The organism is Rhizobium sp. LCM 4573 (genome assembly GCF_001854865.1).
Classification (GTDB): domain Bacteria; phylum Pseudomonadota; class Alphaproteobacteria; order Rhizobiales; family Rhizobiaceae; genus Neorhizobium.
This window is the reverse complement of the sequence record NZ_MDDW01000003.1, coordinates 368,262-390,589: the sequence shown is the minus strand read 5'-3', so window position 1 is coordinate 390,589 and position 22,328 is coordinate 368,262. Positions and strand designations below refer to the sequence as shown.

Genomic DNA, 22,328 nt, shown 5'->3' with positions numbered 1-22,328 from the left:
GGAGAACATGAAGTCACTACAACCGAGAGCAGGCATTTTGCTGACGTCTGCAGCATTCGTACTTGCCCTATCGTTCGGCGCAACTCAAGCGCAGGAGAAGAAGACGATCGCCGTGTCTATCCCTGCCGCCACACATGGCTGGACGGGAGGTGTCGTCTACCACGCGGAGCAGGCTGAGAAGGAGATCGAGGCGGCCTTCCCCAACATCGACGTCGTGCTTTCAACCGCCTCGTCCGCGCCCGCCCAAGTCTCGTCACTCGAAGATCTTGCAGCAACGCGCAAGCTCGACGCGCTGGTCATTTTGCCGTTCACCTCGGAGGAGCTCACCAGCCCGGTTGAACAGATCAAGCAGAACGGCACCTTCATCTCCGTCGTCGACCGTGGTCTGACGGATCCCAGCGTCCAGGACCTCTATGTCGCCGGCGACAATATCGCGGTCGGCGCCAATACCGCACGCTGGCTTGTCGACAAGCTTGGCGGTGAAGGTGAGATCGTCGTCTTGCGGGGCATCCCCACGGTGATCGATGACGAACGGATCAAGGGTTTTTCCGACGTCATCGCTCAAACGAAGATCAAGATCCTCGACATTCAGTATGCCAACTGGAATCAGGACGAGGCGTTCAAGCTGATGCAGGACTACCTCGCCAAATATCCCAAGATCGATGCTGTCTGGGCCAACGACGACGACATGCTTCTCGGCGTCCTGGAAGCGATCGACAGCGCCGGCCGCAAGGACATCAAATACGCGCTCGGCGGCAATGGTATGAAGCAGGTCATCGAGAAGGTAAAGGCAGGAGATGAGCGCACGCCGATCTCCACACCTTACCCGCCTTCGATGATCAAATCAGCTATCTACATGACTGCGTCTCAGTTCAACGGCCAGGCGCCGATGCGAGGCTCCTTCCTGCTGGGAGCACCGCTCATCACGCCGGACAATGCTGACCAGTTCTACTTCCCCGATTCCCCTTTCTGACGGACTGAGCGGTGCCGCGGCGAAGCTGCGGCGCCACCACGAAACAACACGATAGGAGACACGACATGAGCGGCAAGAAAATCCTCATGCTGACGGGCGAATTCACCGAGGAATATGAAATCTACGTTTTCCAGCAGGGGATGGAGGCTGTCGGGCACACGGTGCACGTGGTGTGCCCGGACAAGAAGGCGGGCGACCGCATCAAGACGTCGTTGCACGACTTCGAAGGTGACCAGACCTATACCGAGAAGCTCGGTCACTATGCCGATATCAACAAGACCTTCTCGGAAGTTCGCGTCGAGGAATACGATGCCGTTTACGCGGCGGGCGGCCGCGGACCGGAATATATCCGCACCGACAAGCGGGTTCAGGACATGGTCCGCCACTTCCACGAAAGCGGCAAGCCGATCTTCACGATTTGCCACGGTGTGCAGATCCTGATGGCCGTGCCAGGTGTCCTCAAGGGGCGGCAAGTGGCGGGTCTCGGCGCCTGCGAACCTGAAGTGACTGCTGTCGGCGGCATCTATGTCGATGTCAAACCTACTGAAGCCTTTGTCGATGGCAACATGGTTTCGGCGAAAGGATGGACTGGCTTGGCGGCCTTCATGCGAGAGTGCTTGAACGTTCTCGGAACGAAAATAGTGCACGGCTGAGCCCGATCAAAAACTGACATCCTCGCGATCCTAGGTCGCGGGGATGCTGCGGCGCAAAATTTTCTTATGCGCTCATTGACCTGCTAAAGGTGGGCGCCTCCATAATAGACCGGTCGAACAGAACAGTGCCACTATTCAGTGGCCTCCCGGATCGTTCCGACGATCCATTCGTTCAGGCTCTTGCCCGCTGCGGCGGCGGCGATGACTGCGGCGGCATGGTCGTCAGGGGTGAGGCGAAGATTGAACTTGCCGGAGTACTTCCGGCGCGGCTCGATGCCCTTTTCCTGGCACATTTCGAGGTGGAGGGCCAGAGATTTGCGACCTTCCTCGATCAGATCATGGACGTTTTCGGCATAGAAGTCGGCCCCGCCATTCAGGCCGACAAACTCACCGCGCAGCATTTGAATCTCGGGATCGAAAGCGACAACCGCCCTTTCGCCATTGATTTCAACGACATTGTTCATGGCTTTACTCCATGTTCGTTCAACTATTTGCGGTTACTGGCAATCGCGCCTTTGTCCGTAGCCGGTCGCGGATAATGACGATGAAAGACGTGCGACCTCAACCGACAGGGGCGCCGCGTCGCGTTTTGGCTGGCATTGGCGGCAATATGGCAGACTTCAAAAGCTGCGAGGCGGGGTGTTGCATGGCTTCGAATGATGCAGCCGGAAACTCCTCGACAATCCGGCCCTCATCCATGACAAGGCAGCGGGACGCGAAACGCCTCGCCAGCCTCAGATCGTGGGTGACGAACAGATATGCCATGCCGCTGTCGCGCTGAAGCTTTCTCAAAAGGTCGAGCGCGGATGCCTGAAGGTGAGTGTCCAGATTGGACACTGCTTCGTCAAGGATGATCAGCTTCGGGTTTGCCGCCAGCGCTCGAGCGATGCAGACGCGCTGCAACTGGCCGCCGCTCACCTGCGAAGGCAGCATGTCGGCGATATCCGCGGGCAGCTCGACCATTTCCAGCAGTTCCCGCATGCGCGCCTCGCGTCCGGCTCGATCGTGCGTGGTCAGATGCCTCAGCGGTTCGCAGATGATGGCCCGGACGGTAAAGCGCCCGTTCACGGCTCCCGGTGAATCCTGAAACACGAGCTGGACATCGCGTCGGAATCCCTGGGTTTCCCGGTGGCGCAATTCATCGATGGATCGGCCCCGATAATGCACCTCGCCGGAGGTCGGCTGCTCCAGGCCGACGAGCAGCCGCGCAAACGTACTCTTGCCGCAACCGCTGCGTCCCAGCAGCGCGACGGTTTCGCCCTCTTCAATGGCAAGGGAGATGTTTTCGAGGACCTGTTTGCGGATGCCGCGCCCGAGGAGCGCATGGGTCTGGTAGGTCTTGCTGACATCGACGGCGCTGATCAAGCTCATGCTTCCAGTTCCATGCCGTAAAGAGAAAGATGCGCCCGCACGAGCATGCAGGTGACGTGGTGGCGAGGAGCCTGGAATATGTCCATGACCGGGGCCTGCTCCACGATCCGCCCCCGATCCAGGACAGCGACGTCATCGGCGAGCCTTGCGGCCACACCCATGTCGTGGGTGACCAGCAAAACACCGAGATTGCGCTCTTCCACCAGCCGCTCCAGCAATTCCAGAACACGAAGCTGGACGACCAGATCGAGATCGGTCGTCGGTTCGTCGGCGAAAAGAAATGGTGCTTCGCTCAGCAAGGCGAGCGCGATCATCATCCGCTGCAGCATTCCGCCGCTCATCTCGAACGCGTGCAGACCGAGAACGCGTTTCACATCGTTGAGACCGACCGCGGTCATGCTCGCCTCGATACGATCCGCGGCATCGGATCCAAACCGTCCGAGCGCCTTCAGCGTCTCGATAGCATGATCGCTCATCGTCCGCACGGGGTTGAACGCGCTGCGGGGGGCCTGCATGATGGTGGCGACGTGGCGACCGCGAAGCGTCGCGGCATCCCGCGCCACGCCGTCGATGGTGACCCGCCCGGACGCAAGATCGACGCCCGGAGGCAGGACACCGAGCGCTGCCGAACAGGTCATCGATTTTCCCGAACCGCTTGCGCCGACAAGCGCCGATATCCGACCGCGGCGGACGGTCAGGGAGAGGCCGTCCACGAGCAGGCGGGTCTCTTTGCCGACGAGCGCTTCGACACTCAGGTTTTCTATGGAAAGGATTTCTCCGGTCAATGGCCGTGCTCCGCCTTGAGGTGCGGATCGAGGCGGTCGCGCAGGGCATCGCCAAGGATGTTGAAGGCGGTGACGCTGACGAACAGCGCAAGGCCCGGCCAGAGGATCAGCAGCGGTGCGGTCCAGACGAACTGGCGGGCGTCGCTGATCATCACGCCCCATTCGGCTGTCGGGGGTGCGATCCCGAGGCCGAGGAAGGAAAGCCCCGATACGTGCAGCATGATATGGCCGATATCGAGTGTCGCCAGCACGACCAGCTGGGAAAAGGTCGCCGGCAGGAGATGTTCGATGAAGATCCGGACCGGCCTCGCGCCGCTCAACCGGGCGGCAAGCAGGAATTCGCGGTGGTGAAGCGAGAGCACGATGYCGCGGACGATCCGCGCATACCAGGCCCAGTGGGACAAGGCGATTGCCACGATAACGTTGATCAGGCCGGTACCGAGCACGCCGACCATGAAGAGCGCCAGAACCAGCGTCGGGAAGGTCAGGAAGACATCGGCGACACGCATGATGATCCGGTCGGTCCGGCTGCCGGCAAACCCTGCCGCTCCGCCGATGACGATCCCCAGCATCAGGATGAGACCGAGCGTGACCGCTACCGATCCGAGGGAAACTCGAACCCCGGCGATGAGACGGGAAAGGATGTCACGCCCGAGATGGTCGGTGCCGAGCCAATGATCGGAGCTCGGAGGCTGAAGCCGGTGCGCCAGTTCCATCTGGTCGGGATGATAGGGAGAAATCCAGGGACCGGCCACGGCGGCGATGGCAAGCAGGAGCAAGACAAGGCAGGCAAGCCGTACCGGCCAGCTGCGCGGCAGGCGAAACCCCGTTCCCTCGGGTCTGGCGATCGGGTGAACCGCATCCGTCACGCCGCTTCCTCCTCGGACAGGCGGATTCTCGGGTCCGCCCAGGCATAAACAATATCCACGATCAGGTTGCAGATGACGAAGATCGTCACCATCGCCAGCGTGAAGCACTGGATGACCGGATAATCCCTGTTCATGATCGCCGAGACGGCATAGCGGCCGACGCCCGGCCAGCCGAATATGCTTTCGATGACGAGCGTCCCGCCGATCAGCTCACCGATATGCATCCCCATTGCCGTGATGATCGGTAGCCACGCATTGCGCAGGATATGCGCCCGTTCGATCCTGCTCTCGGACAATCCCCTCAGCCTTGCGTAGCGTACGTGCCGCTGCCCGGCCGCTTCCAGCATGCTCGCCCGCAAGAGGCGCGCATTGATCGACAGGGACATGAGGGAGATCGCGACCACCGGCATGATGAGATGTGCAAGTCCGCCGCGGCCCATCGGCGGCAACCAACCGAGATGGACCGAAAAGACCAGGACGAGCAGGAAGCCGAGCCAGAAATTCGGCATGGAGACGCCCATGAAGGCGACCAGCCGAACGATCTGGTCCGGCCAGCCCTCGCGATGACGGGCCGCCCATATGCCCATGGGAATGGAGAGCGCCAAAGTCAAAGCGAGTGCTGAGCCCGCAAGCTGCAGGGTCGCCGGAAGATAGTGGAGCAGGTCCGGGAGAACAGGTCGCTGGGTGGCGTAGGACGTCCCGAAATCGAGCGTCAGCGCCTTGCCGAGCCAATCGAGATATTGGCTTGCAATGGGCAGGTCCAGCCCGAGCATCCGACGCGCATCTTCGAGAGCCTCCGGTGTCGGAGGCACTTTCGACAGTCTCAGATAATCCATCGCCGGGTCGCTCGGCCCGAGCCTGAGCATCAGGAAAATGACGAGCGAAGCTGTCAGCAGCATGGGGATGAGGAGGAGCAGTCGGCGGAGGATGAAGGYAAGCACGGGGTCAGTCCGCCTTCGGTTCGAAGAGTTCGAACGGGATCTCGCTGGACATCGCTGCAAACCGGATCTTCCCCAGTTCGGGTTTTGCGACGGCAATCGCACTCACATGGGTGAGCGGCAGGTAGACCGCCTCTTCGTGAAGGCGCATCAGAATATCCCTGTAGAGTTCCCGGCGAACCGTTTCATCGGTCGAGATCAGGGCCTGGCCAATCTTCGCGTCGATTTCAGCCTTGTCCGGCAGGCCCAATTGCGCCTGATAATCCGCATGCGAGGGAAGGCGCATCGAGCTTACGAAGGCATGGGGATCATAGGGAGCGCCCCATGTCCTGTTGAAGATCATGCCGAAGCGGCCATCGCGCTGGCGGGCATAGACGCTGCTCTCCTCTTCGCCGACAAGGCGCACGTCGATGCCGATTTTGCTGAGATCGGCCTGGATGATCTCGGCCATGGATTTGCTGACGGCATCCGTGCCGACAAAGCACAGTTCCACCGTGAGCGGCTCGCCGTTCTTCTCGCGGGTGGCTTTGCCGGCCCTTGCCAGCCATCCGGCTTCATCAAGCAGATGGATCGCACGTTCCGGGTCATGGGCGTAGGGCTCAAGGCCGACATTTGCATAGGGAACATTCTCGGCGAAGAGGGTATCGGCCCGCTTCTGCGTTCCATGGAGCACGGTCGCGATCATCGTGTCCTTGTCGACGGCGTGGTTGATGGCCTTGCGAACCGGGAGATCCCGCGTCGGTCCGCGATTGGTGTTGATCGCCAGCACGCGCGTTTCCAGCGGTTCGGACAATTCCGCCGAATAGATTCCCATCTGGCGGAACCGCTCGAACGTATCGGGTGAGATCGGGCCGTCCACACCGTAAATGAGGTCGATCTCGCCGGTCTCGAGTGCTATGGCGCGGGTATTCGGGTCGGGGACGACCTTCACCGTAACCTCGTCGTAAGCGGGCCTATCGCCCCAGTAACTGTCGTTGCGCCTGAAGACGTCCCGCTCTCCGAGCAAGGTTTCCGTCAGCTTCCACGGGCCGGTGCCGATCGGCTCGACGATCCCGTCCGCCGTCCCGCCGTTCTTGAACTGCGATGGAGCGATGAACCGGAAGGGACGCGGCAGGGCCAATTCCTGCAGCAGCGGATAATAGGCGTCCTTGAGTGTCAGTTTCAGGCGATGGGGATCGACCACTTCGGCGGAAACGATCTGGTTCGCCAGTTCCAGCCAGCCATGGCGGGTGCGGTTTGCCAGTACCGCATCGATATTGGCTTTGGCGGCGGCCGCGTCGAAGACCTCTCCGTTGGAGAAGCGGACGTTTTCCCGAAGCTTGAATATGTATGTCTTGCCGTCCGGCGAGACATCCCAGGATTTAGCAAGCCAGGGCCCGACCGTTCCGTCTTCTTGGTACCGCACCAGCGGCTCGTAGACCATGGCCTGTGCGAACATCTGGTTGGGAGAATAAAGGTGCGGGTTGAGAGGCCCGACATTCACCGGCCACGAGAAATTCAAAGTCTGGCCGGAAAATGCATCGGACGCCGGCAGGGCAGGTAACAGTGCCAGCGCGAGCCTCAGCACCAACCGGTGCAGCTTATTCTTCCACATGAAAATGCTCTCTGACGAACGGCAGTCGGGTATGTGTTATTTGAGAAAACATCATACTCAGATGTCGTCAATCCGCACATACGCCATATGCCGTAAATCGGTCTGGACAACAGCCGAAGAGCAGGCGAGAACCATTGGAGCTTGTTGGTTTCTGTGGGGAAGGATTGGCTGTGCAGCGGATTACGATCACCATCGATGACGACCTCATGGCCGAACTGGATAGGACGATCGAAGCCAGAGGCTACCAGAACCGCTCCGAGGCGCTCAGGGATCTCGCGCGGGCCGGTTTGCAGCAGGCCTTGATAGAGGAAGGCCGGATGGAGAGCTGCGTCGGGGTCTTGAGCTATACCTACGACCATCATGCCCGGGATCTTGCCAGGCGACTGACCAATACCTTCCACGACCATCACGACCTTTCGGTCGCGAGCATGCATGTCCATCTCGATCAGCAACGCTGCCTTGAAGTCAGCGTGCTGAAGGGCAAGACGGAAGAGGTTCGCCACTTCGCCGATCATGTGAAGGCCGAACGGCGCGTGACGTACGGATCGCTTGCGCTTTTGCCGCTGTAGCGGCACGGGCTTTGCCGCCCAGTTTCACCTCTCGGCGATCCGCGCATAGGCGCCGAGGATGAACCGCTCGGCCCGCAGGAGATAGGCCTCCAGCATCTCCGTCGCGACGGCCGGCCTGCCGTTCTCCAGTTCGGTGAGGATTGTCAGATTCTGATCGATGAACGGACCGTGGAGGAATTCCGGGTCCTGAAGCAGGCCGAAGACGAGCCTCAGCTCCAGCGAGATCTGTGCATAGAAGCTCGAAAGCCGCGGGCTGTCGGCCAGTTCCACGACGGCGGCATGAAAGGCGATGTCGGCGCTGCCGACGCCCAGCCAGTCACGGGCTTCCCGGCAGTGATGGGCGGTCTCGACCGCGGCGCGCATATTCCGCGCTCCCGGATGACGGGGATGCGCCTGCGCCATTGCCGAACATTCGATAAAGCGCCGTACCCGGTAGATGTCGATGATTGTCGACATGCTGGGGGTCGAAACAAACACGCCTCGGTTGGCCTCGTAGCGTAGCAGGCCTTCCTTGGTGAGCAGCCGGAAGACTTCGCGCAAGGTGTTGCGCGATACCTGCAGTTCCTCACTCAATGTCAATTCGGAAAGATGGCTGCCCGGCGTCAGCATGCCGGAAATGACCTGCTCGCGAATGCGGGCCGCGACGGTCTCGGCCAGGGTCTGTGCCGGTTCAGGTCCGCGCACGCCTGCGACCTCCATCTGGCCAGAGGGTTTCGTCTCGTCTCGCTGTGATCTGCGTACGGCCAAGCCCGGGTTCCCTTCCTCTGATAAGGTCTTACCGCCTCCGGTAAAGTGCTTTGCGCCAGGCAACAAGCGAAATGCCGCCATGAAAGTGCCGGAGACGAGTTAATTCGTGCAGATTTCGATTCGTGCTTATTTTGTATGCAAATGACGTTTTGTCGAGCAATGTGCATTGATTGTTCAACACTATAGACATGATTGTTCTCCTTTGATAGCGTGCTGGCACCATATTGGGAGGATTGTTGTATTTTCATGCTGGCGATCGACCTCAACAGCGATTTGGGTGAAAGCTTCGGCGCCTGGAAGATGGGCGACGATCGCGCCATGCTGGACGTGGTGAGCAGCGCCAATGTCGCCTGCGGTTTTCATGCCGGCGATCCGGCAGGCATCCTGAAAACCCTCAAGGCGGCGGCCGAGCGCGGCGTGGCCGTCGGCGCCCACGTTGGCTATCGCGATCTCGCGGGCTTCGGGCGCCGCAACATGGACCCGACCAGCGAGGAGTTGATCGGCGACGTGATCTACCAGATTGGCGCCTTGATGGGGCTGGCGCAGGCCGCCGGCACGCGCGTCACCTATGTGAAGCCGCATGGTGCGCTCTACAACACGATCGCACTCGATCCGCGCCAGGCCGCCGATGTGATTGCCGCCGTCCTTGCCGTCGATCCCGGCCTGGTGCTGGTGGCGCTTGCCGGTTCGCCGCTCATCGCAAAGGCACGCGCCGCCGGGCTTGCGGTCGTCGCCGAGGCGTTCGCGGACCGCGCCTATACGGCCGAGGGCAATCTGGTCTCGCGTCGGGAAAAGGGTGCCGTGCTGCATGATCCCGAACTCGTGGCTCAGCGCATGGTGCGCATGGTCAGGGAAGGCGTGGTGGAATCCATCGACGGCAAGCTGACAAAGATCGATGCGCAGACGATCTGCGTCCACGGCGACAATCCGGAAGCGGTCGCCATAGCGCGCCGCCTGCGGGCGGTGCTTGAAGAATCCGGCCTTGCCATTCGGTCTTTCGCGAGCGGGATCTGAATAGAGCCATGCAGGCAGCACCTTTCGCCCAGTCCCGCGATACGTCGATGCGCATCCTGCCCGTCCGGGCAGACAGTATCCTCATCGAATTGGCGGATTTGGGTGAGGCCCTGGCGCTTTTCGAGGCTTTGCAAGCCGACCCGATCGCGGGTATCGCGGAGATCGTTCCAGCCGCCCGCACTTTGCTGGTGTCCTTCGATTCCTGTGAGATTTCAGCCGAGGCTCTGACCGGGGCAATCGCGGCTCTGGCCGGCGGCGAGCGCAAGGCAGCGTCCGGTGCGCTGGTCGATATCCCGGTCCGCTACGATGGCGAGGACTTACCCGAAGTCGCCGGAATGCTGAAYTTGAGCGTCGATGAGGTCGTGAGCCTGCATACAGGGGGCGAATATCTCGTGGCATTCACCGGGTTTTCGCCGGGTTTTGCCTATCTGGCGGGCGGCGATCCGCGCTTGACGGTGCCGCGGCGTGCATCGCCCCGCACGCGAGTTCCGGCCGGATCGGTCGGACTTGCCGGGGAATTCAGCGGCGTCTACCCGAAGGCGAGCCCCGGTGGCTGGCAGTTGATCGGCACCACGCCGCTCGTGATGTTCGACGTCGACCGAACGCCGGCCTCGCTGCTCCAGCCGAGGGGGCGAGTCCGTTTCCGCGACATCTCCAGGGACAAGCCATACGAGATTTCGACATCGCCCAAGATTGCGAAAACCGAGGCGTCGCTGAAACATGCGGATGGCACGAAAGCCGCGATCGAGATCACTGCCGTCGGCCTGCCCGTCCTTTTCCAGGATCTCGGTCGGCCGGGTCAGGCGAGCCAGGGCGTCAGCCTGTCCGGCGCGATCGATCGCGGCAGCCTGAAGGCGGCCAATCGGCTGGTCGGAAACCCGGCGGGCTATGCCGCGCTCGAAATTTCGCTCGGTGGCTTCGGCTTCAAAATGCATGGGCCTGGCGTCATGGCGGTGACCGGCGCGCCCTTGCCCATCTCCATCACCGATCGGCAAGGCGCCACGATAACGGCTCCCCATCGTAAACCCATCGCGCTCGACGACGGCGACGCGGTTCTGCTCGGAACGCCGCCAGCCGGAATGCGCTCCTATCTTTCCCTGCGCGGCGGGTTTGACGTGATGCCGGTCCTCGGCAGCGCTTCGACCGATATCCTGGCGCAGATCGGCCCGGCGGCCCTGGCGCCCGGTGATATCGTCCCCGTTCCGCCCGCTCCCGCGCGATCGGTCGTTTCGACGGAGGAACTGCCCGCTTTCGATATGCCGCGTCCCGGCGAGACCGTGGTGCTGGACGTGGTCATGGGGCCGCGAACCGACTGGTTCACGGCGGAGGCGGTCGAAGCGTTCCTGCGCCAGGAATGGACCGTCACGCCGCAATCGAGCCGCGTCGGCATCCGGCTGCAGGGCGAAGCGCTCGAACGCAGGAACCATGACGAATTGCCGAGTGAGGCGACGGTCAGGGGCGCCATTCAGGTCCCGGCCAACGGCCAGCCGGTTCTGTTCCTCGCCGATCATCCGCTGACCGGCGGCTATCCGGTCATCGCCAATGTCGCAGGACACCATCTCGATCTCGCCGGGCAAATTCCCGTAGGCGCGCGCATTCGCTTCAACGCGACCAGCCGCTTCGCCGCCCGGTTCATTCCAGGAAAGCAGAAATGAAGAAGGTTCTGATTGCAAACCGCGGTGAAATCGCGGTTCGGATCACCCGGGCCTGCAAGGATTATGGCCTCGCCTCCGTGGCGGTCTATGCCGATGCCGACGCGGGCGCTCTCTTCGTCGCCCAGGCGGATGAAGCCTATGCACTGAAGGGCGTAGGTGCCAGGGACACATATCTCGATATCGGAAAGCTCATCGACATCGCCCGGCGCTCCGGCGCCGATGCCGTGCATCCCGGCTACGGGTTTCTTTCCGAACGCGCCGAGTTCGCCAAAGCCGTGATCGATGCCGGYCTGACCTGGATCGGTCCGGACCCTAAGGTGATCGAGGCGCTCGGCGACAAGCTCAGGGCACGTGCCATTGCCCAGAAGGTCGGCGCTCCGTTGGTCGCCGGCTCGGATGGCGCAATTTCGTCGCCCAATGAAGCCCTGACATTCGCGAAAAAATTCGGACTGCCGATCGCCATCAAGGCGGCGCATGGCGGCGGCGGACGCGGCCTGAAGATCGCCCGCCATGTCGACGAAGTGGAAGAGCTCTTCGAATCCGCGACCCGCGAGGCCGTGGCCGCCTTCGGCCGCGGCGAATGCTATGTCGAGCAGTTCCTCGATCGCCCCCGGCATATCGAAGCGCAGGTGCTTGCGGATCGCCACCGCAATGTCGTGGTCGTCGGGACGCGCGATTGTTCCCTGCAGCGCCGCAACCAGAAACTCGTCGAGGAGGCGCCGGCGCCCTTCCTCTCATCCGAGCAGCGGGAGAAGATCCACAAGGCCGCCCGCGATATCTGCGCCGAGGCAGGCTATACCGGGGCGGGCACGGTGGAATTTCTGCTAAGCGCCGATGGCGTGATCTCTTTTCTGGAGGTCAATACCCGTCTTCAGGTGGAGCACCCCGTCACGGAGGAAACGACCGGGCTCGATCTCGTCATCGAGCAGTTTCGCATCGCCGATGGACTGCCGCTCAGCATCACCGAGATGCCTAAGCCACGCGGCCATGCGATCGAGTTCCGCATCAATATCGAGGATCCGGGTCGTGGGTTTCTGCCGTTGGCCGGTGAGATCACCCAGTTCTCGGCGCCCTCTGGTCCGGGAATAAGACTGGATTCCGGCGTAGCGGACGGATCGGCGATCCCGCCAATGTTCGATTCCCTCGTCGCCAAGCTGATCGTCTGGGGGGCAACCCGCAGCCAGGCCATCGCCCGCGCGCGCCGCGCGCTCGGCGAGTTCGCAATCGGCGGCGTCCCTTCCGTGCTGCCCTTCCATCGCGCCGTGATCGACCATGTCGATTTTTCCGGTGACGACTTCCGCGTCCATACCCGATGGATCGAGACGGATTTTGCCGAAACACTGGAAGCCATGGCCCGCCCGGCCCCGCCTGCGGAAAGACCCCTGCTGCGCGGCTGCGTTGAGATCGACGGCAGGCTCGTTGAGCTCGGCATTCCGGACGCTTTCCTGCGGTTGCTCGGGCAGACGCCGCAACAGGTGTTGCCGGAGGCCGGACCCGGCAAAAGCGATCCAGGTGCGATCCAAGCCCCGGTTCCCGGCACGCTCGTTCAGTGGAATATTGCCAATGGAGCCTTTGTCGAAAAGGGAGACCTGCTTGCGGTGATGGACGCGATGAAGATGGAAACGACCGTTGCTGCTCCCGCTGCCGGTATCATCACCATTCTCGCCGAAGTCGGGAGCTTCCAGCCGGCCGGCGCGCTGATTGCCCGCATCGCGACAAGTGAGGGGAGCGCCGTTTCGAACCCGACCGCACAGGCAAAGCCGGAGACATCCGCATGACCAACCCGATGGACAAACGCGAGCCGCTTCTGTCGGTCGAAGGCTTGAGCGTCGAATTCGGTTCCAACCGGGTCGTGGAGGATCTGTCCTTCGCCGTCGAACCGGGCAAGACGGTCGCGATCGTCGGTGAATCGGGCTCGGGAAAATCCGTCACGTCGCTGTCGGTCATGCGGCTGGCGGACATGATGGGGGCGAAATTTTCCACCGGCCGCATCATGTTCGGCGGGAAGGACCTGCTGCAGGCAAGCCAGAAGGAGATGCGCTCGGTCCGCGGCAAGGAAGTCGCCATGATCTTCCAGGAGCCGATGACCTCGCTCAACCCGGTATTCACCATCGGTGACCAGATCTGCGAAGTTCTCATCCTGCATGAGAAGATCGGCAAGGCCGCTGCCATGGAGGAGGCAAAACGCCTGCTCGACATGGTCCGCCTGCCGGATTCGGCGGAGCTTCTGAAGCGCTACCCGCATCAGCTGTCCGGTGGGATGCGCCAGCGCGTGATGATCGCGATGGCGCTCGCCTGCCGGCCGAAACTGCTGATCGCCGACGAGCCGACCACCGCTCTCGATGTCACGATCCAGGCGCAGATCTTGAATATCATGCGGGATTTGCAAAAGACGCTCGGCATGGCGATGGTCTTCATCACCCATGACATGGGTGTGGTCGCCGAAATGGCGGACGACGTCGTCGTCATGTGGAAGGGAAGGAAGGTAGAAGAGGGCCCGGTCAAGGAAATCTTCGCCAATCCGCAACATCCCTATACACGTACGCTCTTGGCCGCAGTACCGCGTCTCGGCAGCATGGCAGGGGAGGCGTATCCAAAGCGCTTGCCGCTGACCGTGCTGCAGGATGGCGAGCCGACGGTCATCGGCGAGGAGCGGGTGCAGGACACCGCGAAATACGATCAGAAGCCGCTTCTGTCGGTAAAAGACCTCTTCGTCCGTTTCGATATCCGCAAGAACCTGTTCGGCAAGGCCACCCACCGCCTAAGCGCTGTACAGAGGGTGAGTTTCGACATTCATCCCGGTGAAACGCTGGCGCTGGTCGGCGAGAGCGGTTCAGGCAAGTCCACGATCGGCCGGACGATCCAGCAGCTCCAGACGGCCATGGGCGGCGAGATCTCGTTCAACGGCCGCACCTATTCGTCGATGTCGGCGGCGGAACGCTTCCGCATGCGCCAGGAAGTGCAGTACATCTTCCAGGATCCCTTCGCTTCGCTGGATCCGCGCAAGACAGTCGGCTTTTCGATCGCCGAACCGGTCAACACGCATGGCCTCATTACCGGCGGCAAGGCGGTGCGCCGGCGGGTGGATGAGTTGCTGGAACGGGTGGGGCTGAGCTCGGCCCATGCGGATCGTTATCCGCATGAATTCTCCGGCGGTCAGCGTCAGCGCGTCTGCATCGCCCGCGCACTCGCCTCCGATCCGAAGCTCATCATCGCCGACGAGGCCCTCTCGGCGCTCGACGTGTCGATCCAGGCACAGATCATCAACCTGTTCATGGATCTGCAGGCCGAGCGTGGTCTGGCTTATCTCTTTATCAGCCATGACATGGCGGTGGTGGAAAAGATGAGCCATCGCGTCGCCGTGCTCTATCTGGGCCAGATCATGGAAATGGGCAGCCGTGCCCAGGTGTTCGAGACACCCCAGCATGACTATACGCGCCGTCTCCTTTCGGCCGTGCCGGTCGCCGACCCGACGGTGGAGCGCAATACGGCGCTGATCGAGGGCGAAATCCCCAATCCGGTCCGTCGCGTCGGCGACGAGCCCGCCATCCTGGCGCATGAGGAAATCAAACCGGGCCATTTCGTCGCGAAGAGTGCCTGAGAAACTGCCAAACAATCGCATTCATCTGAAGAGGAACAGGGAAATGAAAACGATCAAACGGGGACTGACAGCCACTTGCGCGGCGCTTGCCGTCTCAGGTGCTGTATTTTCGGCCGCACCGGCTCTTGCCGCCGGCAAGATGACCATTTCGTCGCCTCAGGATCCCGGCAGCTGGGATCCGGTCGATACCTTCCTCGTCCAGTGGGCGGCGGTCRCCACCAATATCTTCGACGGCCTGACCTATCGTGGTCCGGACCTCAAGCTCGTTCCGGGCCTGGCGGAATCCTGGGAAGAGCTGGATGAAGGCAAGCGCATCCGCTTCAAACTGCGCCAGAACGTCAAGTTCCACAACGGCGAGCCCTTCAACGCTGAAGCGGTGAAGTTCACCTTCGAGCGCCTTCTCGGCGAGCAGGGTGCGAAGGGGCCGCAGCGCTCCAACTATACCGCGATCGACAGCGTCGAGATCGTCGACGAGTTTACGGTCGACATGAAGCTGAAGGCGCCCGATCCTGTGTTGCTYACCAAGCTTGCCGGCTACGGGGCGATGATCGTTCCGCCGAAATACATCCAGGAAAAGGGCGAGGACAATTTCAACCTCAACCCGGTCGGTACGGGACCGTTCAAGTTCGTGTCCTATGCGCCGAAGACCGATATCAAACTCGCAGCAAACCCGGATTATTGGGGCGGCGCGCCGAAGCTTTCGGAACTCGAATACCGCTTCATCACCGAGCCGGCGACTGCCGTTGCCGAACTGCAGGCCGGCCGCGTCGACCTGGTGATCCCGCCGACCATTCCGATCGGCATGATCCCGGTGATCGAAGGCGATTCGAATCTTGAGGTTCTCAGTGTTCCCGGTCCGACCGTCGATGCGCTGCGCTTCAACACCCGCGACGGCATCACTGCCGATCCGAAGGTGCGTCAGGCGATCATCATGGCCGTCGACCGCGCCACGATCGTTCAGTCGATCCTGGCTGGTCAGGCTTCCGAGATCGCGAGCTTCCAGAGCGCGCTGTCCTTCGGCTACGATCCCGAACTGAAGCCGCTGCCCTATGATCCGGAAGGCGCCAAGAAGCTTCTCGCGGAAGCCGGTGTCAAGCCGGGCGCGACGCTGCAGATCGACATCCGCGGCAATGACGCCACGATGAATGAAGTGGCGCAGGTCGTTTCCAGCTACCTGTCGATGGTCGGCATCACCGCCACGATCAAACCCTATGAAACCAATGTTCTGCTGAACGACATCATCCCGCAGGGCAAGACCGGCGGCATGTTCCAGCAGAAATGGGGTGGCTGGACGTTCGACTACGACAACACCGCCTACTCGATGTATCACTCGGGTGAGAAGTGGAACCCCTATGACAAGGACGAGACGCTCGACAAGCTTCTGGAGTCCCAGCGTCCGCTGACCGATCGCGCCGAGCGCGAGAAGATCCTGAAGGAAGTCGCCAAATATGCTGCCGACCGGGCTCTCGAACTGCCGCTCTACAACACCAACGCCATCTTCGGCATCAGCAAGCGGGTCAAGGGCTTCGTCGCTCCTCCAGACAACCGCATGAAGCTGACGGATGTGACCGTCGAGTGATCTGACACATGGGTGCCGCCCGCAAAACCGGGCGGTGCCCCACCGTTTTCAAGGAAAAGAACGTGGCCGGTTTCCTCATCAAGCGATTGCTGCAGGCGATTTTCGTCGTCATTGCGATCACGCTCGTCGTCTCTTTCGCCATTCGCCTGACCGGCGACCCGGCATTGATGATGTTCCAGGGCGGCGGCAGCATGACCGAAGACGATCTGGCGCGCATTCGTGCAGCGCTCGGAACCGATCAGCCGTTCATCGCCCAATACCTGACCTTCCTGAAGGGGCTGGTCACGCTCGATTTCGGTCGCAGTTTTTCGGGCGGAACACCGGTTTCGCTCTTGATCGGAAACGCATTGCCGGCGACGCTGCTTCTCGCGTTCATCTCCATGGCGGTATCGATCGCGCTTTCCATCCCGCTCGGCGTCAAGGCCGCGACGGCGCGCGGCAAAGGCGCCGACCAGTTCATCCGCATCTTCTCGCTGCTCGGCCTTTCCTTCCCGAATTTCTGGCTCGCCACCATGCTGATCCTGCTGTTTGCGGTCGCACTCGGGTGGCTGCCGCCAAGCGGCATGTCCGGCGCGGCGAGCTATGTCATGCCGGCCGTCACCATGGGGATCATCCTGACCGCGACCAATGTTCGTCTCGTGCGCACGTCCATGCTGGAGACCCTGCAATCGCAATACATCATGGTAGCGCGCGCGAAGGGCTTGAGCGAGAGCAAGGTTCTCTACAAGCACGCGCTGCGCAACTGCGCCATTCCGCTCATCACCTATTTCGGCCTGCAGTTCGGCGGGCTTCTCGGCGGCATCGTCGTGATCGAGCGGGTCTTCAACTGGCCGGGAATGGGTACGCTCGCCTTCGATGCGGTCGCGGCACGTGACTATCCCGTTCTTCAGGCCGTGATCACCGTGCTGTCACTGATGATCGTCGGCATCAATCTTCTGGTCGATATTGCCTACGGGCTGGTCGATCCGCGCATCCGTACGGAGTGATGACGATGGCCTCCAAGACCTCCCGCCTGTCGCGCTTTTCGAGCCTCGAATTCATCCTCGGCGCTTCGCTGACCGTCATCATCTGCCTCGCCGTCGTTTTCTCCGATCTTCTGTTCCCGGGCGGCGCCGACAAGATCGACCTGATGGCGCGCCTTGCCAAGCCCTTCACCAATGCGGCCCATCCGTTCGGAACGGATCCGCTGGGGCGCGACGTGCTGGCCCGTGTCGTGGCCGGCGGAAAGATTTCGCTGCTCGTCGGCTTCACCTCGGTGATCGGCGCCGTCATCATCGGCGTTCTCATGGGTCTGATCGCCGGCTATTACCGTGGTTTCTGGGACATGCTGGTGATGCGTTTCGCCGATCTTCAGCTTGCCATGCCCTTCATTCTCCTGGCGATCACTTTCATTGCCATCGTGGGAGGCAGCCTGACGAACACGATCATCCTGCTGATCGTCTCGCAATGGGTGCAGTATGCCAGGCTGGTGCGCGGCTCGGTGCTGACGCTGCGCGAGCGCGAGTTCATCCTGTCGGCGCGGGCGATCGGGGTGAGGGATTGGCGCATCATCTTCCAGCATCTGCTGCCGAACCTGATCGGGCCGGTGATCGTGCTGATGACGCTCAATGTCGCCAACAACATCCTGCTCGAAAGCAGCCTGACCTTCCTCGGTCTCGGCGTCGATCCGACCATTCCGAGCTGGGGCGGCATGCTTGCCGACGGGCGCACCTATCTGCAGACGGCCTGGTGGGTGAGCGTCTTTCCGGGGCTCGCCATCCTGCTGACGGTGCTCGGCCTTAATCTGCTCGGCGATTGGCTGCGCGACAGCCTCGATCCGACCGGCAGAACCTCAAGGTGAAATTCGCATGACCGAGATCTTCAGCAAGACGTTCGAACGCACGCTTGACCATTTGGTGACCCGGGCAGTTGCCGGCCAAACCTTCGAAGCCTGGACCTTCGACGATGCGAAGAGCCGCCGCGCGGCGGAACGCCGGCTGGCGGAAAAGGGCGTGACCGCCCGTATCCGCAGCGCCTACAAGCCGCTTCTCTTCTCTTTCCGGGAGGACATTGATCTTACAGGCGTGGAGGCCATCGAAGTTCACTATCCGGTGCATGCGGCAGCGCCGGCGAACCGTTTCCGCCTTGAGGCCTATCCGCTCGCATCGCTTGTCGGTGAGGCGAAGATCGGTTTCGTGCCGCGTGAGGATGACGGGTTCTTCTATGACGTTCTGCTGACGCGGGCCGGCGGAACGGAGACGTTGAAGGTGCTTGCGCCCAATCGGGTTCATAGCGACGCTGTCGGCGAGACGAATGTGTCGCCGACAGGCTGGCTGCAGATGGCAGGCGAGGGGGCTGGAGAGCGCCTGGCAACCGACTATGAGATGCTGTTCGAGGCGGCGATCAGCGCGGTTTCCGAACACGATTGGGGCAGACAGGAGCCCTATTTCGAGGAGCTGAACATCCGTGTGCGCCATCCGGCAGAGGACGAGTGGCTCGAAGTGGGGGACGAGAGTGTCAGTCTGCGCGAGGCGCTCCACGAGGATTTCTACTTCTCGCTGCTCGAATTCTTCCAGAAGAAATCCGGCCGGCCGCTCGGCGATCGCGGCCTGAAACCGGGCCAGATCGTTCCCGAGATTGTCCGCAGCGAAGGCGAGATATCGGTCCGGATCGAGGCGAAGGCGCTCTCCGCGACCTCCCTGGACTGCGACGATCAGGTCCTCGACACGGCGGTGGAGCCGCTTGCCGCAGGACAGGTCGCCAGTCTGCTCGAGGAGATTGGCGGCGAGGAATTCGTGGCCCGCTCCCGCTCGGGCCGGGTTGTCGCCGCACGTTATCATGCCGGCACCGATGCCGCGGTGATGATCAGCGGTGGTCAGCATCCCAATGAGACGACCGGCATTGTCGGTGCACTCAGGGCTGCCCGAGAGCTGGCGAAGATGAAGGGCGCGCATTTCACCATCTCGCCGCTCGAAAACCCCGACGGTTACGCGCTGCACCAGCGGCTGCGCATGGATAATCCGCACCACATGCACCATGCGGCGCGTTACACGGCGCTCGGCGACGATCTCGAATACCGGACCCGCGAGAATTCCGGGGAGCACATCAATGAGAAGGAAATCCGCTTCAGGGCACAGGAGCTCAGCAATGCCAAGCTGCACGTGAACCTRCATGGCTACCCTTCGCATGAGTGGACGCGGCCGCTTTCAGGCTATGTGCCGCGCAATTTCGCCATGTGGACGCTGCCGAAGGGGTTCTTCCTCGTCATGCGCCATCATGCGAAGTGGGAAGTGCCGGCCGAAGCGCTGCTTGATCGGGTAACGCGCCATCTCGGCGCCATCCCAGGTCTCCTGGAATACAACGACCGGCAAATCGCCCTTTACGAAATTCATGCCGGCGAGACAGGTTTCCGGATCATCAATGGTTTCCCGTGTCTCTCCTCGATCGATGATCGTCATACCGTACCGATGACGCTGATAACCGAATATCCGGACGAAACGATCTACGGGAGCGACTTCATCGCCGGCCATACGGCACAGATGGAGACGGTTCTTGCCGCCTATGCGGCATGGCAGGAGATCGTTGCCGGAGACGTGGCGGATTTGCTCCGCCACGGAACCTCAGCCACAGGAACGGTGGCATGATGAAGCCCGCTTGCGACTAAAATCCGCATCCGATCGTCAGCCGGCCATTTCTGCGCTCTTAGAAGTCATCCTCCACCTTCTTCAACGTGTGGCGGATGCGCTTGGGCATCGGGTCAGGTCAGTTTTTCATTGAGGCGGACATTGCGCATCCGCAGCCTGCGTGCGTCGTATTCAAACAGCGCATTCCGACGAATGAGGCAAGCTCGAAAACGATGTCCGATCTCGGGGCCTCGGTGCGCCTTTTTGGATTCTGGAGAAGGTCGTGCGGCTAATACCTGCGCGGTCGGCCAGTTCCTGGATGGACGTGACTATCCTACTCTCGCCAGGTCTAGCAGGTCTGGAACCGCGCCTTGATTGAACGGCACACCGCCCGCCGGTAAGTTTCTTCGGTCAATGCTCAGCGACGCTGGACTGCGCAATCGCGGCGATTGCGCTCCGGAGCCACCGCAGGGCTGGATCGGCTTGCCGGCGCCGGTGGGAGATTTGCATGAACGGGATTGCCGGAAGCGTGATCGGCGAGGGCAGGATGGCCAGCCCCTTATCGCCCCGCAGGGCCTCGATACTCCTGGCCGCGACGGTCAGAACGAGATCGGTCTCGATGATCGTTTTCGGCGCGACGCTCCAATGCGGAAGCACCAGCGCCACCCGACGACTGAAGCCGGCGGCGTGAATGGCCTCGTCGATCTCGGTCGACGCCTCTCCATGTACGGCGACCAGCGCGTGGGGTCGCGCGAAATAGTCTTCCAGATCAATCTGCCGCGCCGAGTGTGGAAGGGAGGCGCGGTCGGCGAGGCAGACATAGCGATCCGATAACAGAAGCTCGGGGTAAATCTGGGCAGGCAAATGCGGAAACACGCCTAGCGCCACATCGATATCTCCATCCACCACCCCGGCGATCATTCCCTCTCGGCTTAGCTGTGTAATAGACAGATCGATCCCCGGGGCCGATCGCCGCATTAGCCTCATCAGATCGGGCAGGATGATGTTGGCGCCATAATCCGACATTGCCAGCCTGAAGACGTGGCGGCTTTGCGCTGGATCGAAGCCATCGGGCCCGAGCACCGCGCGTATCTGCGCAAGCGCTTCGGTCAGCGCCGGTGAGAGTTCCAGCGCTCGGACGGTCGGCGACAACCCACCGCCCTGGCGGGTAAAGAGGGGATCGTCAAGCAACACGCGCAATCTGGCCAGCGCATGGCTGACAGCCGGCTGGCTCATGTTCAACCGGAGCGCTGCGCGCGATACGTGCCGCTCGGAGAGCAGCGCATCGAGCACCACGAGGAGATTGAGGTCCACGCCACGCAGGTTATTCATATTGTGCATGATATGCGGCGAAATCTGAATTTCAAATAAGAATAATGGATAATTACAAGAAGAATCCACCCAGTTCGAGAAAGGGTTCTTCTCATGCAGCTTTTGACCTTCCTTGTCGCTGCACTGATCTCAGGGGCGCTGGTTCCCTTCCAGGCCGGTGCGAATGCAGCGCTCGGCCGCGCTCTGGGCCATCCTCTGTGGGCGACCATGGTATCGCTTGCGGTAAGCGCCATCTGCGTCATACCGGTCATGATAGCGTTGCGGGTTTCCGCGCCGACGATCGCCAATCTCGCCGTTCAGCCGAAATGGATCTGGATCGGCGGCGTTGCTGGGGTGATCTACATCACCGCCGCGGTCCTCCTCGCGCCGAAGCTCGGGGCAGCGGGCTTCATGACAGCAGTCATTGCGGGCCAGATCCTCGCTTCGATGGCAATCGATTATTTCGGCGTCGTCGGTTTCGCCGCACGGCCGATTTCCGGACCGCGTCTTATAGGAGCACTGCTGGTCGTGGCCGGTGTCCTGGTCATGCAGGCGCCAAGTCTTTGGCGAATGGTGCAGTCGGCCACGCAGCTTTCCACTCAACATTGATCGACAGGAGAAGCATCATGAACGATCACGACGGGACTTCGCCGCGTGTGTATTCGCTGGGCGGGAACGCCGTTCCGGAGCAGGTGCGCATCGCCAGACCAACAGACAAGCTCGAAGACGTTATCGCCTTTTATCGCGACGGACTGGGCCTGCCGGAACTGGCGCGCTTCAAAGGTCATGCCGGCTATGACGGCGTCATGCTCGGTCTACCCGGCAAGTCCGTGCATCTTGAATTCACCCGGCACGCAGAAGGCAGTCCGTGTCCCGCGCCGAGCCTCGACAATCTGCTCGTTCTCTACGTCACCGAACCGGGTGCCTATGATCGCCTCAATCGACGCATGCAGCAGATGGGCTATGCATCCGTGGCGCCGGAAAACCCATATTGGCTTGAGCGTAGCTTCACCTACCAGGATCCCGACGGCTGGCGGGTGGTGATCTGCCGCGAAACCGGCATTTGA

At 61.6% G+C, this 22,328-nt stretch carries 21 protein-coding genes; 13 read left to right on the top strand and 8 right to left on the bottom strand.

Features of this window, described 5'->3' with window-relative positions; genetic code table 11:
- Nucleotides 1–7: 7 nt before the first annotated feature.
- Both LCM4573_RS08675 and LCM4573_RS08670 read left to right on the top strand, forming a co-directional pair.
- Nucleotides 8–973, top strand: a complete 966-nt coding sequence (locus tag LCM4573_RS08675; protein WP_071005844.1) for a substrate-binding domain-containing protein — start codon at nt 8–10, stop codon at nt 971–973.
- A gap of 65 nt (nt 974–1,038) precedes the next feature.
- The gene (locus LCM4573_RS08670; RefSeq protein ID WP_071005843.1) at nt 1,039–1,626 is read left to right on the top strand and encodes a DJ-1/PfpI family protein; all 588 of its coding nucleotides are present in this window, start codon (nt 1,039–1,041) and stop codon (nt 1,624–1,626) included.
- 131 nt (nt 1,627–1,757) lie between these two features.
- On the opposite strand, the gene LCM4573_RS28505 is transcribed toward LCM4573_RS08670, so the two are convergent.
- The 6 genes from LCM4573_RS28505 to nikA form a co-directional block, all read right to left on the bottom strand.
- Complete coding sequence (locus LCM4573_RS28505) at nt 1,758–2,090, bottom strand: type II toxin-antitoxin system HicB family antitoxin (protein ID WP_071005842.1); 333 nt, start codon at nt 2,088–2,090, stop codon at nt 1,758–1,760.
- A gap of 97 nt (nt 2,091–2,187) precedes the next feature.
- Nucleotides 2,188–2,997: a nickel import ATP-binding protein NikE gene (nikE, locus tag LCM4573_RS08660; RefSeq protein ID WP_071005841.1), complete on the bottom strand. Its 810-nt coding sequence runs from the start codon at nt 2,995–2,997 to the stop codon at nt 2,188–2,190.
- Complete coding sequence (locus LCM4573_RS08655) at nt 2,994–3,782, bottom strand: ATP-binding cassette domain-containing protein (RefSeq protein ID WP_071005840.1); 789 nt, start codon at nt 3,780–3,782, stop codon at nt 2,994–2,996. The genes nikE and LCM4573_RS08655 overlap by 4 nt, the downstream gene beginning before the upstream one ends.
- Complete coding sequence (nikC, locus tag LCM4573_RS08650) at nt 3,779–4,630, bottom strand: nickel ABC transporter permease subunit NikC (RefSeq protein ID WP_407071720.1); 852 nt, start codon at nt 4,628–4,630, stop codon at nt 3,779–3,781. Before nikC ends, LCM4573_RS08655 begins: the two co-directional genes overlap by 4 nt.
- 17 nt (nt 4,631–4,647) lie before the next feature.
- Nucleotides 4,648–5,592 carry a nickel ABC transporter permease subunit NikB gene (gene nikB, locus LCM4573_RS08645; RefSeq protein WP_071005838.1) on the bottom strand — a complete coding sequence of 315 codons (945 nt, stop codon included), beginning with the start codon at nt 5,590–5,592 and terminating at the stop codon, nt 4,648–4,650.
- Between the two features lie 4 nt (nt 5,593–5,596).
- A complete protein-coding gene (nikA, locus tag LCM4573_RS08640; protein WP_071005837.1) occupies nt 5,597–7,183 on the bottom strand; it encodes a nickel ABC transporter substrate-binding protein in 1,587 nt (528 codons plus the stop codon).
- 170 nt (nt 7,184–7,353) lie between these two features.
- Here nikA and nikR point away from each other — a divergent pair, with 170 nt between their 5' ends.
- Complete coding sequence (nikR, locus tag LCM4573_RS08635) at nt 7,354–7,752, top strand: nickel-responsive transcriptional regulator NikR (protein WP_071005836.1); 399 nt, start codon at nt 7,354–7,356, stop codon at nt 7,750–7,752.
- A 24-nt stretch (nt 7,753–7,776) separates the two neighbouring features.
- Here the strand turns inward: nikR and LCM4573_RS08630 are convergent, their stop codons facing one another.
- Nucleotides 7,777–8,451, bottom strand: coding sequence for a GntR family transcriptional regulator (locus LCM4573_RS08630; protein WP_071005835.1), 675 nt, complete (start codon nt 8,449–8,451; stop codon nt 7,777–7,779).
- Nucleotides 8,452–8,745: 294 nt separating this feature from the next.
- Here LCM4573_RS08630 and LCM4573_RS08625 point away from each other — a divergent pair, with 294 nt between their 5' ends.
- From LCM4573_RS08625 to LCM4573_RS08590, 8 genes are all read left to right on the top strand, one after another.
- On the top strand, nt 8,746–9,513 hold the full coding sequence (locus LCM4573_RS08625; RefSeq protein WP_071005834.1) for a LamB/YcsF family protein: 768 nt from the start codon (nt 8,746–8,748) through the stop codon (nt 9,511–9,513).
- Between the two features lie 47 nt (nt 9,514–9,560).
- Nucleotides 9,561–11,168, top strand: coding sequence for a 5-oxoprolinase/urea amidolyase family protein (locus LCM4573_RS08620; protein WP_071005951.1), 1,608 nt, complete (start codon nt 9,561–9,563; stop codon nt 11,166–11,168).
- Nucleotides 11,165–12,946 (top strand): biotin carboxylase N-terminal domain-containing protein, encoded by a 1,782-nt coding sequence (locus LCM4573_RS08615; RefSeq protein ID WP_071005833.1) that lies wholly within the window; start codon nt 11,165–11,167, stop codon nt 12,944–12,946. Before LCM4573_RS08620 ends, LCM4573_RS08615 begins: the two co-directional genes overlap by 4 nt.
- Complete coding sequence (locus LCM4573_RS08610) at nt 12,943–14,769, top strand: ABC transporter ATP-binding protein (protein WP_071005832.1); 1,827 nt, start codon at nt 12,943–12,945, stop codon at nt 14,767–14,769. Before LCM4573_RS08615 ends, LCM4573_RS08610 begins: the two co-directional genes overlap by 4 nt.
- Before the next feature lie 43 nt (nt 14,770–14,812).
- Nucleotides 14,813–16,348: an ABC transporter substrate-binding protein gene (locus LCM4573_RS08605; RefSeq protein ID WP_071005831.1), complete on the top strand. Its 1,536-nt coding sequence runs from the start codon at nt 14,813–14,815 to the stop codon at nt 16,346–16,348.
- Between the two features lie 62 nt (nt 16,349–16,410).
- Nucleotides 16,411–17,334 carry an ABC transporter permease gene (locus LCM4573_RS08600; RefSeq protein ID WP_071005950.1) on the top strand — a complete coding sequence of 308 codons (924 nt, stop codon included), beginning with the start codon at nt 16,411–16,413 and terminating at the stop codon, nt 17,332–17,334.
- A gap of 5 nt (nt 17,335–17,339) precedes the next feature.
- Nucleotides 17,340–18,188 carry an ABC transporter permease gene (locus LCM4573_RS08595; protein WP_071005949.1) on the top strand — a complete coding sequence of 283 codons (849 nt, stop codon included), beginning with the start codon at nt 17,340–17,342 and terminating at the stop codon, nt 18,186–18,188.
- A gap of 7 nt (nt 18,189–18,195) precedes the next feature.
- Nucleotides 18,196–19,971, top strand: a complete 1,776-nt coding sequence (locus LCM4573_RS08590; RefSeq protein ID WP_071005830.1) for a M14 family metallopeptidase — start codon at nt 18,196–18,198, stop codon at nt 19,969–19,971.
- 390 nt (nt 19,972–20,361) lie between these two features.
- Here the strand turns inward: LCM4573_RS08590 and LCM4573_RS08585 are convergent, their stop codons facing one another.
- The gene (locus LCM4573_RS08585) at nt 20,362–21,264 is read right to left on the bottom strand and encodes a LysR substrate-binding domain-containing protein (RefSeq protein ID WP_244505268.1); all 903 of its coding nucleotides are present in this window, start codon (nt 21,262–21,264) and stop codon (nt 20,362–20,364) included.
- Nucleotides 21,265–21,375: 111 nt separating this feature from the next.
- Between LCM4573_RS08585 and LCM4573_RS08580 the strand changes: the two genes are divergently transcribed.
- Together LCM4573_RS08580 and LCM4573_RS08575 are read left to right on the top strand one after the other, a co-directional pair.
- Nucleotides 21,376–21,870, top strand: a complete 495-nt coding sequence (locus tag LCM4573_RS08580) for a DMT family transporter (RefSeq protein WP_071005828.1) — start codon at nt 21,376–21,378, stop codon at nt 21,868–21,870.
- Nucleotides 21,871–21,887: 17 nt separating this feature from the next.
- Nucleotides 21,888–22,328 (top strand): VOC family protein, encoded by a 441-nt coding sequence (locus LCM4573_RS08575; RefSeq protein WP_071005827.1) that lies wholly within the window; start codon nt 21,888–21,890, stop codon nt 22,326–22,328.